Origin of the sequence: Flavobacterium microcysteis (assembly GCF_006385255.1) — a bacterium.
In the GTDB taxonomy this organism is placed as follows: Bacteria; Bacteroidota; Bacteroidia; order Flavobacteriales; family Flavobacteriaceae; genus Flavobacterium; species Flavobacterium microcysteis.
Genome location: NZ_VFJE01000053.1, coordinates 261,172 through 273,023 on the forward strand (window position 1 = coordinate 261,172; position 11,852 = coordinate 273,023).

The following is an 11,852-nucleotide window of genomic DNA, read 5'->3' on the forward strand; positions in this document are numbered from 1 at the left end:
GGATTTTATCAGTTTTGGAGAACAAATAAAAGTAGTATATTGGTGACAATTATGGCTCCAATTTTATTTTTGAGAGCTTCCAACCTTTTTATAAAAACTATACTCCTTATTATATAAAACCTCTTTTATGAAAAAAATTATAGGATTACTGGTACTATTCTTTTCCTTATCAATAACAGCCCAAAGTTTGGATAAAAGCTGGAACAAAGTATATGAGTACGAATACGATGGAAAAATAAAATCCGCTTCAGAGGAATTAAATAAAATCTATAAGAAAGCCAGAAAGAAAAATGACCAGGCAGAAATAATCAGGACTTTCCTATATCAATCCAAGTTTTTAATGACGCTTGAAGAAGAAGCTCAATATAAAATCATCAAAAATCTTAGGGAGGAATTAACAACCAAAGACGAAGCCAATAAAGCCATCTTCAGTTTCATTTACGGAAAATTGCTTTCTGAATATTATGGACAGAATAGGTATAAATTAAAAAATCAAACAGCAACTGAGTCTATTTTCAATCCAGACTTTAGGACATGGTCATCATCTGATTTTGAAAAAGAAATTGCAACTGCCTATGAAAACAGCATCAAAAATGAGACGATTCTGTTAAAAACACCTTTAAGCAATTATGACAAGATAATCGTTTTTGGAAAATTCGAAGCCCCTTTAAATAGGTCTCTTTATGATTTTCTATCCGAAAAGTATCTGGAAAAAAATGAATTTTATAAAGATGAATCTCCAGAAGAGAAAACCTTTCTTTCTAACAATATTCATTCATTCTATGGAAACCCGAAAGAATTTCAGGAACTAGATTTAAAGAATTACAAATTCTCGCCTTTTTATCTCAGATTAGCTATATATCAAAAACTAGAAAAAAGTTATGCCTCACAAAACAATGCCATTGCTCTTTCAAACATCGCTCTCAAAAGAATTCAGACCGTTTACAAAAGACGAAATATACTGGAAGAGTATTTAACTGTTTTAGATCGATTTATAGCAATAACACAAGACAAGTATCAAAGTGCTTTTCTTATCGAAAAAGCTACAATATATCAAGATAACGCTTCAAAAGATACCCATACGGATTATAATTCAAAAGCAGTTGAAATCTGCGATTCAGTCATCCTAAAAGGAGATGAACCGTTCGCCTCAGAGGCAAAAAATACTAAAGTATCTATTTTAGCCAAAAATCTAACTGTAAAAACAGAAAAATACATCATCCCCAACCAACCCAATTTAGCCTTAATACAATTCGCAAGCATTGACACTATTTATGGGAGTTTATATAAAATCCCATTAAAATTTGCTATCAAACTTGAATCCCGAAACATCGAAAAAGATTCTCTCTTTATTGATTTTGTAAATAAAAACAAACCGTATAAAACGTTTAAAAACAGATTACCTAGTACAAAAGGCTACTTTGAATACTCAACAGAAATTATTCTTCCTGAAATGGAAGCTGGGATATATTTATTGACAATAAGCACAAAAAAAGACAGTTTATCCATTGAGGATATCTATTCTTATGCCACTATAAATGCTACTGATCTCACTTTAGCATATTCTGACTCCCAAAATACGGAACGGTTTCAAGTATTGAACAGAAAAACAGGGAAACCAATAAAGGATGCGATCATAAAATCAGATGATTTTATAATAAAAACCGATAAAAATGGAATGGCCAAATATGAACGGACAAAAGCAACCCAAAACTACTCTCAAAACATCCAGATAATAAAAGCAAAAGATACTCTTTCTCTTTTTTACAATACAACTTATTTTTATGAACATGTAAGGACAAAAGAAGAAGAAGAAAAAGAAGAAAAAGAAAAATTTAGAGTTAAAGCCAATCTGTTTACCGACAGGTTTATATACAGGCCGGGGCAGACCGTTTATTTTAAAGGAATACTACTCAAGAAAAAAGATAGCAAAAATGATATTGTCCCTGACATGTTTGTTAGTGTAAGAGCAGAAAACGTAAACGGTGAGGATATTTATATGGCACGTTTAAAAACCAATGAATTTGGCTCTTTTATTGGCGAATTTAACATTCCAAAAAATACACTAACAGGAGATTTCACGATTAATGCTGAGGAAGACGAAGACTATGAAACTGACGCTCATTATGACGAAAACAAAGACGAGCATCCGTTTTGGGATAAGGTTAATCGCTTTGAACACAGCGAAATCAGTTTTAAAGTTGAAGAATACAAGCGTCCAAAATTTGAAGTGACTTTTGAACCGATTACAGAGAACTTCATCGTAAACCAAAATATTAAAGTTAAAGGAAAAGCGAAAGCCTTTGCAGGAGCTACTATTTCAGATGCTACAGTTTCTTATACAGTCAAACGAAACAGTTATTATCACAATTGGCGATACTCAAATAATCATTTCAGTTATGACGATGAAGAAATAGCAGCAGGTACAATAGAAACAGATCAAGACGGAAACTTTGAAATCGAATTCACGGCTATCCCAGCTAAAGGTTTCAATGAAGAAGGACAGCCTGTTTTTAATTTTTCTATAGAAGCAGAAGTTACAGATAGTAATGGCGAAACCAGAAAAAACATCACAGTAGCAAAAGCAGGATATCATAATCTTGTATTGTCTGCAAACATACCCGAAACGATCAATGCCAAAACGATTCAGAAAATCACTCTAGACAGCCAAAATTTAAACGGACAATTTATTCCAATAATTGGAGAACTTAAAATTTACAAATCAAAATCTCCAAATCGCGTCTTAAGCAGCAGACGATGGGAAGCTCCCGAAATTCAGATAATCCCTGAAGATGAATTCATTCGGCTATTCCCTACATTGCCTTATAAAAACAACAACGTAGAAAAAGGAGAGCTTGTTTTTAACCAAAAGGTTGACACAAAAACAACAAAAGAAATAATTCTGAATGATTTGAAAAAATGGGTTTCAGGAGGATATCAATTATTTTTTACCTCAAAAGACATTTCCGGAAAAGAAATTGAAGTCAGTTCGAGTTTTAAACTGCTTAATGATTCAGACAAAATGCCTGGTGATCATGAGCTATTTCAATATGAAATTATAAATACAGATCCGAAAAAAGATGGGTTTGTAGAAGTGCAATACACATCCGCTGCTCCTCTATATATTACCACAGAAGCTTTTTATCAAAGCGAAGCCGTATTCAATAAAGTTATCGAAGTAAATGGAAAAAATATTTTTAGGATTCCAATAGAAAAGGACTGGAAAAATGACGTTAAGATTAGTATGAATTTTATATGGGAGAACAAAAATTTCGAAAAAAAACATACCCAATTCCTTCCCATTTATCGGGAAAAAATAAATATCGAAACCGGTACTTTCCGTAATAAAATAGAACCCGGCGGTAATGAAACCTGGTCTTTTTTCATCAAGGATCAGCATAAGAACGGTATAAAGGCAGAAGTTTTAGCCTCTATGTATGATACTTCTCTTGATCAATTCTATGAATCGGAATGGAATACTTCATTAGATTTTTCTAATGATAATTACAATAATATCGAATTCAAACAATTTTTAGGTATGGGTAATCTTGCTTCTTTATATTTCAGAAACCTAATTCCCTATCAAAATCCTATTTACTACTCTCGAAGCCAATTCAATTGGTTTGGATTTGATTTTTTACACTCTGAACAAAAAGACTCACAATACCACCAATATTTGACAGAAAAATTAATCCTTTCAAGCGGAAAAACAATTTCGGGAGTTATTACAGAAAATGGATTGCCTTTGCCGGGTGTTTCTGTTATAGTCTCAGGAACAGACAGGGGTACTCAAACCGACTTTGATGGGAAATATGAAATCAAAGCCCTAATGAATGAAATTCTTGCATTCCATTTTGTTGGAATGAAAAGCCAATACATCAGGGTTAATAATAAAACCATAAATATTGAAATGACTGAATCTGACGAAATGCTTCAGGAGGTTATCGTTACCGCATATACATCTACGAAAAGACCTAAAAGTTTAGCGGCAGTAAATTATGTAACTGTTGATGTAATTGAAGAAAGATCAAATGCTTCAGTAATTCAAAGCTTACAAGGCATGGTCCCTGGCTTGAATATCGGTTCAGGAAGTGGCCAACCAGACGGGGATACTACTATCATTCTTCGTGGTAGCGGCTCAATTAATATGAGCGGTTCCCCATTATTTATTGTTGATGGTATGCCTGTTGCTGAAGACGAATATCGATCCATGAATCTAAAAGATATTCTCTCTGCAAATGTCTTGAAAGGCAATGAGGCGACTTCGCTTTATGGCTCCAGAGGTGCTAATGGTGTTGTAATAATCACTACAAAAAAATCACTGGAAGCCCTGACTGAAGTGAAAGCCCGAAAAAACCTTTCGGAAACGGCTTTCTTCTTCCCTCAATTGCGAACTGATGATAAAGGAAACCTAAAATTCAGTTTCACGTCACCGGAAGCTTTGACTCAATGGAAACTAAGGCTTTTTGCCCATAACAAAAAAGCAGTTTCCGGATATTTAGAGAATTTTGTTATCACTCAAAAAGACCTGATGGTACTTCCAAACGTACCGCGCTTCTTAAGAGAAAATGATACTATCGTAATCACGTCAAAAATCTCAAATATCACTTCCGAACCAAAAAGCGGAATCGCCATGTTACAGCTTTTTGATGCAGCAACCATGCAACCTATTGATGCAAAAATGCTGAACACAGACAATGTCAAAAACTTTAATATCAAGGCAAAAGGCAATACGGCAGTAAGCTGGAAATTATTCGTACCGCAAGGATTACAAGGCGTGCAGTATAAAATTTTGGCAAAAGCCGGAGATTTTACAGATGGTGAAGAAAACATACTTCCTGTCCTGACCAATACTATGCTGGTGACAGAAAGTATACCGCTTTGGATTCCCGGCAACACCAAAAAGGAATATGTTTTTGAAAACTTAAAAAACAACCAATCTTCAACATTGCGAAACCATCTGCTTACTTTGGAATATACTTCAAATCCTGCCTGGTTTGCTATCAAATCATTGCCCTATCTGATGGAATATGAACATGAATGTGCCGAACAGGTTTTTTCAAAATATTATGCCAATACGTTAGCAAATGAAATCATAACCACCAATCCAAAAATTGCAGCTGTTTTCGATGCCTGGAGAAAAGCAGGAAAACCAATTTCTAAATTAGAACAGAACGAAGAATTAAAATCATTGATTTTAGCCGAAACACCTTGGACAAAAGATACCGAAAATGAAGAACAGCAAAAGAAAAATCTGGCAATGCTGTTTGACCTGGAAAAAATGAAAACTGATATCAATGACAATTTTGAAAAATTAGACCGCAAACAATCTCAAAGTGGCGGTTTCCCTTGGTTTAGTGGTGGAAATGACAATGAATACATTACCCGCCATATCGTTACAGGATTAGGTCATCTGGAAAAACTAAAAGTTTCAAATCAAAATATTGAGAAATTCAGGCGAATTACTGCCAAGGCAATTCCTTTTATTGATGAGAAGTTTTTAACCCGAAACAGAAATGCAGAAATCAATCAAAAGAAAAACAAAATCTGGAACTATGATACCTATGCTGATCTGCATTACTTATATGCCAGAAGTTTTTATACAAACACCTACCCGACAAACGACAGTCTTAAAAAAGCTATCCTAAAACACCTTGACTATACAAAGCAACATTGGATGGAATATGGCTTGTATCAAAAAGCGATGGCCACATTAGCCTTACATCGTTTTGGAGAAAAGGAAATCGCAAAAAAAATAGTAACCAGCCTAAAAGAGACCGCCATAAATAACGAAGAAAACGGAATGTATTGGCTTAGCAATAAATCAGGCTGGTATTGGTATCAGGCACCTATAGAAACCCAGGCCTTATTGATTGAAGCTTTTAGTGAAATTGGAAATGAGAAAAAATCGATTGAAGCCATGAAAGTCTGGTTGCTTAAAAACCGACAAACCAAATCATGGAATACCACTAAAGCAACAACCGAAGCCATATATGCCTTATTGCTTCAAGGAGAGGATTGGCTTTCTGTCAAAGAAAGTACGGTCATAAAACTGGGTGATGAAAAGATTGTGACTAAGAAATTAGCCGAAAATGAAAAAGAAGCAGCGAGCGGCTATATCAAGATGAATTGGAAAGCAGATGAAATCACTAAAGACATGGCTACGATAAGCATCAACAACAAAAGTAGCATACCTGGTTATGGAGGCTTTTATTGGCAATATTTTGAAGATTTGGACAAGATAAAGTCCAGCCAGGACGGTCCGCTTTCTATCGAAAAAGAATTATATATCAAGGAAAATACGGCTAAAGGCAAGGAACTCCAAAAGATAACAAACAAAAAAGCATTGAAGATTGGAGATTTGGTAACCGTTAGACTGATTATTTATGCCAAAGATGACATCGATTTTGTACACCTGAAAGATATGAGAGCAGCTGCATTTGAACCTGTTGATGTACTTTCCGAATACAAATGGCAAGGCAGTTTGGGATACTATATGAGTACTAAAGATGCAGCAACCCACTTTTTCTTTGACAATATCAGTAAAGGAAAATATGTGCTGGAATATGACATCAGAGTGAATAACCCAGGAGAATTCTCTAATGGAATCACAACAATCCAAAGTATGTATGCACCAGAGTTTTCAAGCCATAGTAAAGGAATTCGTGTAAAAATAGAAGAATAAGTACGAATTTAAAATAATGGATGAGTTCTATTCCCGGAACTGAGAAGGGAATCGTTCTTCGAAATAATTACAATATTTTCCTCGAAAGCAGCGTTAATTCGTAACGAGTATCAGTAACAAATAAAAAAAGAAACTATGAAAAGTAAACGCCACCTAAAATTACTATTTGCCTTATTTTGTACATTACTTTTAATAAACTGCTCCAGTCCGGAATCTAAAGTTACGAGGGTAGTCAATAAGTTTTATTCGGAATACAAACATAATTTCCGGATAGTAAACAAACAATATGTAAGCGACCACTTATATGAACTTATTTTAAAAGCGAAGGAAATTGAGGATGAAGATGCCATGCTTATAAAAAACAGTGCTTTTCCAACGGATAAGCCATTGCTTATTGAAGGTGATGTTTTTACCAGTCTATACGAAGGGCATACCTCATTTACAATTAAAAAAACAACTATTACAGGAAACAAAGCAACCGTAATTGTTGAGTTTAAAAATAAAAAATACAATCAAACCTGGGAAGATGAAGTACGGCTTGTAAATGAGAAAAGCAAATGGAAGATAGACGATGTGATTTTTAAAAAAGAAATCAGTTCTTTTGGTTCAACACAGCAATGTCTGAATCAGATTATAAATCATGAGTAACGAAACTAAATAACAAAAAAAACACTTAATTTCTTAAGTGTTTTTTTATTATTTGAACTAATAACTAATCTAAAAATTATTTTGCGATTGTCATTTCGTCAATGATATGTTTTGCTCCAGCATATTTGTCAATGATAAACAAAACATAACGGATATCAACATTGATTGTTCTTTGTAGTTTAGAATCAAAGATTACGTCACCAGCCATAGCTTCAATGTTACCGTCAAAAGCTACACCAATAAGCTCTCCTTTTCCATTCAATACCGGTGAACCTGAGTTACCACCTGTAATATCATTGTCTGTTAAGAAGTTTACAGGCATATATCCTTTTTTGTCAGCATATTGTCCGAAATCTTTTTTCTCGTTCAATTCAATCAATTTTTTAGGCAAGTCAAACTCTTGATCGTTTGGCTTGTATTTTTTGATTGTTCCTTGAAGCGTAGTATAGTTATTGATTTTAGCGTCATTTCTCTTATCTGCAGGCAAAGAACGAACTTTACCATAAGTCAAACGCAAAGTTGAGTTTGCATCTGGGTATTTGATTTTGTTCAGCTTAGACTCACGTAATCCTTCAACAAGAAGACGGAATGACTTCTGGTAATCATTTTCCAATTTAGCCACTTCTTCCGGCTTGCTTCTGTAAGTAGCCAAGATGCTAGATGAAAGCAAGTATAGCTTATCATTTTTCAACGCATCTGGATTTGGGTTTTTCAAAAATGCTTCCGCTTTTTCTTTTGTAGCGAAAACGCTTTCTGCGATAGCTTCATCTACAAATTTTGTGAAGTTATTGTTGTTTTCTTTAGCAAGTCCTTCAACAAACGGATCTAGCTTATAACCTGCTTTTGCAGCATAAAGATTTAGCTCTGCAATCAATACATCTCTTTCTAATGGAAGATAGAAACCTTCATAAACACCTTCGATTGCTGCCTGAAGTCTTGGAAGCATTTCTGCTTTCTTAGCATCATTTTCTTTAGCATAAGCTGCAATTCCGTTTCCTAAACTTGCAGGACCACCAGCTAGGCTGCTGTTTCTCAAGATAGAAATTAGGTAATTATCGTGTCTTGACTTTTCGTTTGTTGCTTTGTAATATTTGTTGATTGTTTCAACAACAGCACCATATTTTTGCTTGTTCTCAGCCTTGTTAGCCCATTTGTTGAACTCAGCTTCTTCTTTTTGTTTTGTATCTGCTGTCTTGAATTTGGTCAACGCATCAATCATACCTTGACGGTTTTTCCAATAGTTCGCTACAGAAGCATATTTAGAAGCATAGTTTAAACGTACTTGGTCACTTTTGTCCATGTGAACTTTCATAGCGTCCATTCCAGTTTTAGAACCTTCAACCCATGCAGGATAAGCAAACTTTACGTTTTGCTCAATTCCACCAGCCGGCATCCAACGGTTTGTTCTACCTGGATAACCTAAAATCATTGCGAAATCATTTTCCTGAACACCTTTCAAGCTGATTGGCAAGTGGTGCTTAGGCTTCAATGGAACGTTCTCAGTAGAATATTCAGCAGGATTTCCATCTTTATCAGCATATACTCTAAACATAGAGAAATCTCCTGTGTGACGTGGCCATTCCCAGTTGTCTGTATCACCTCCGAATTTTCCAATACTTTCCGGTGGAGTTCCAACTAGACGAACGTCTTTATAATCTTGGTAAACGAAATAGTAGTATTCATTTCCTTGGAAGAATGGACGAACAGAAACAGTATATTTCCCTCCTTCATCATTTTCTTTCTGGATTTTAGCAATTTCCTGGTTGATCGCTTTTTCACGCTCAGCCTCGCTCATGCTATCCGTAACTTTAGAAAGGATTCTTTTAGAAACATCATCCATTCTCACGAAGAAACGTACATAAAGTGAGTTTGGCTTAATTTCAGCTTTCTTGTCTTTTGCCCAGAATCCATCTCTCAAGTAGTTGTCTTTTGGAGTAGAAACTTCTGCAATTGCATCATAACCACAGTGGTGGTTAGTCAAAACCAAACCTTGGTTAGAAATAATTTCTGCAGTACAGCCGCCATTGAACTGAACAATAGCATCTTTAATACTTGAATGGTTGATGCTGTAGATTTCCTCAGAAGTCAATTGCAATCCCATTTTCTGCATGTCACGGTGATTCAAACGTTCAATGAACATCAAGAACCACATCCCTTCGTCAGCCTTTACTGTTGTAGGAACAAGCAGTATAGCCGTAATTAAGGATAAAATAATTTTTTTCATTTAATAGTATTTAAAGTTTAATAGGTATGTGAGTAGTCGCATAAAATGTTTTTTTGTTACATTTTTGACCGCCGACATATATTTTTGCGTTGCGAATATACTTCATTTTAAAATTTTAGACTTACAAACGAAGAGAAAACTAAATCGTTATCGCAATTTTAACTTTTGTTTTAGAGTTCTAGTTTCTTAGCTTTTTTATCTGGCTTCTTGACGGCCGGTAATTTCATTTACTTTCCTTGTTTTCTTTTGTGGCAAAAAGTTTCTTTCGCTCAAATGCGAATAATATTGCTGGATAAAAGCCTTGAAATACAAAATATTCTTTTCATCTTCCCGTGTTTGGTTTTTAACCCCATTATTTTTCCATAATGGGTCTTTTCTGTAATCTGACTTGACCAATATATCCTTTTCATTGAATTGGTAGTAATGAGTATCAGTTGTACAATTAAAAGCACTATTCGAAAAATTAATGGCAAAATGGTTTTCTTGCCCATTCGGATTAAAATGATTTTTTCCAAAGGCAAAATACGGTTGGTCATAATCAAGCATTCCTAAAAGTGTAGGCATGATATCAATATGTTGCATGATTTTGTCATCGGTTCCTGTAAAATTTTTACCCGGATGATAAAACAAAATCGGGATAGAATAATCAAATGGTGGTTTTAAAAACTTTGGGGAATCGGCTCCGGAAGCATGATCGGCTGTTATGACAAAAAGGGTATTCTTAAACCACGGTTCGTTTTTAATTTCATCAAAAAATAATTGAAGTGCATGGTCAGAATATTTGATAGCACGGTGTATTGGAAGCGTTCCTTTAGAAAACTTGCCTTTAAATTCATCTGGAATACTAAACGGATGGTGTGACGAAAGCGTAAAGACGGTCGTAAAAAAAGGTTTGGGCATCTGGTTGACTTTCTCATGAACAAAAGGCCAGAATTTATGATCCCATATTCCCCATTTTCCATCAAAATCATCGTTTCCTTTTGCTTTTTCGTATTCTTCTCTGGATTGAAATTCTTCTATATCAAGATTTTTACCAAAAGACACAAATCCCATAGATTCTTTTACGGCTCCGTGCATAAAAGCAGTATGATAACCCATTTCGTTCATACAGGCTGGCAAAGCATGATAATCTGCTACAGAATTGGGTAATGAAAGGAATGGCTCTTTGAAAGTTGGAATTGAAGCCCAAATTGCTGGCAGCGCATCCATAGAACGGTAGCCATTCTGATAAGCATTTGTAAAAAGATAGCCTTCCTGAAAAAGCGAATCCAAAAATGGAGTATTGGTTTGCTGTTTCGGTTTAAACTGATCCGAAAGACTTTTGATGTGGGCTTTACCGAAACTTTCTAAAATTATGATAAAGACATTCGTATTCCTGTCAATCTTAAACTTGTCTGAAGACGACGGCATATGTGTCGTTGGCATATAAGCTTCAGCCGTCTTTTTGTCAAAATATTCGAGTTTGGGAACTTTTTTGGATTTACCTATCGTTCGGAAAAGACAGAAAGGATTACTCAATATTAAGGAAGTATGCGAAGCATTATCCGTATACATAAAGGCATCACTCATCGAAATCGGAAAGGAAGCTTTTGAAAGGCTGGCTCCCCTGACAAGAAAAACAGTCAGAAAAACCATTACACCCAGATATACCGAATTGACTACATAATATTTCTTATTACTGGACAGTACTGATTTTCCATATCCTATCCATCTGAATCCGATGCAAAGTATGGCAAGCACGATAAGATAGAAGATAAAACCATACCAATAATCGGCTATAAAATCAAGTATCAAAAGTGAAAAGCTATCTTCATTGACTAAAAACAAATCTCCTAAAACCAATCGGGACTGTTTGTATGGATAATAAAACACATCCGCAAAATTAACCAGCAGGCCAAGGCTATTTGAAATCATATAAATCCAAAAAAGCCTTTTCTGATAGTTTTCTTTTTCCCGAAACCGAAAAGGAAGCAGCGAGAAAAAAATAAAAGGCAGGTTCAGATAAAGTATGGAAACTGTATCAAACATCAGGCTACCTCTGAGCAAAGAAAACAGGTCCTGATGGTGGATGGGATCTATCAGGTGGTCGTTGAAATAATAAAACATGAATCTTCCGAGCATGAATGCGACATAAACGACCATAAGTCGTAACAGCATAACGGTAAAATCATTTTTCCAGTTGATTTTCATAAAATCTAACTACTTAGCTCCTTCGAAAAACGAAACAAGAACCTGTTCTGTGGTAGCAGAAAAAGTGTTGGGGAATCGAAGTAAAATGTTTGTTCACACAAAAAT

4 protein-coding genes are annotated in these 11,852 nt (G+C 35.0%); 2 read left to right on the top strand and 2 right to left on the bottom strand.

The window, feature by feature from the left end; translation table 11 throughout:
- Positions 1 to 127: 127 nt before the first annotated feature.
- On the top strand, positions 128 to 6,685 hold the full coding sequence (locus FJA49_RS08415; RefSeq protein WP_140000527.1) for an alpha-2-macroglobulin family protein: 6,558 nt from the start codon (positions 128 to 130) through the stop codon (positions 6,683 to 6,685).
- Positions 6,686 to 6,820: 135 nt separating this feature from the next.
- Positions 6,821 to 7,333 (top strand): DUF3828 domain-containing protein, encoded by a 513-nt coding sequence (locus FJA49_RS08420; RefSeq protein ID WP_140000528.1) that lies wholly within the window; start codon positions 6,821 to 6,823, stop codon positions 7,331 to 7,333.
- 76 nt (positions 7,334 to 7,409) lie between these two features.
- On the opposite strand, the gene FJA49_RS08425 is transcribed toward FJA49_RS08420, so the two are convergent.
- A complete protein-coding gene (locus FJA49_RS08425; protein ID WP_140000529.1) occupies positions 7,410 to 9,557 on the bottom strand; it encodes a S46 family peptidase in 2,148 nt (715 codons plus the stop codon).
- Positions 9,558 to 9,752: 195 nt separating this feature from the next.
- Positions 9,753 to 11,747 (bottom strand): LTA synthase family protein, encoded by a 1,995-nt coding sequence (locus tag FJA49_RS08430; RefSeq protein WP_140000530.1) that lies wholly within the window; start codon positions 11,745 to 11,747, stop codon positions 9,753 to 9,755.
- Between the last annotated feature and the right edge of the window lie 105 nt (positions 11,748 to 11,852).

What these genes read in the sequence shown, in the direction of transcription:
- FJA49_RS08415 (WP_140000527.1), top strand. Translation starts at nt 128, where the DNA reads ATGAAAAAAATTATAGGATTACTGGTACTATTCTTTTCCTTATCAATA.
- FJA49_RS08420 (WP_140000528.1), top strand. Translation starts at nt 6,821, where the DNA reads ATGAAAAGTAAACGCCACCTAAAATTACTATTTGCCTTATTTTGTACA.
- FJA49_RS08425 (WP_140000529.1), bottom strand. Translation starts at nt 9,557, where the DNA reads ATGAAAAAAATTATTTTATCCTTAATTACGGCTATACTGCTTGTTCCT.
- FJA49_RS08430 (WP_140000530.1), bottom strand. Translation starts at nt 11,747, where the DNA reads ATGAAAATCAACTGGAAAAATGATTTTACCGTTATGCTGTTACGACTT.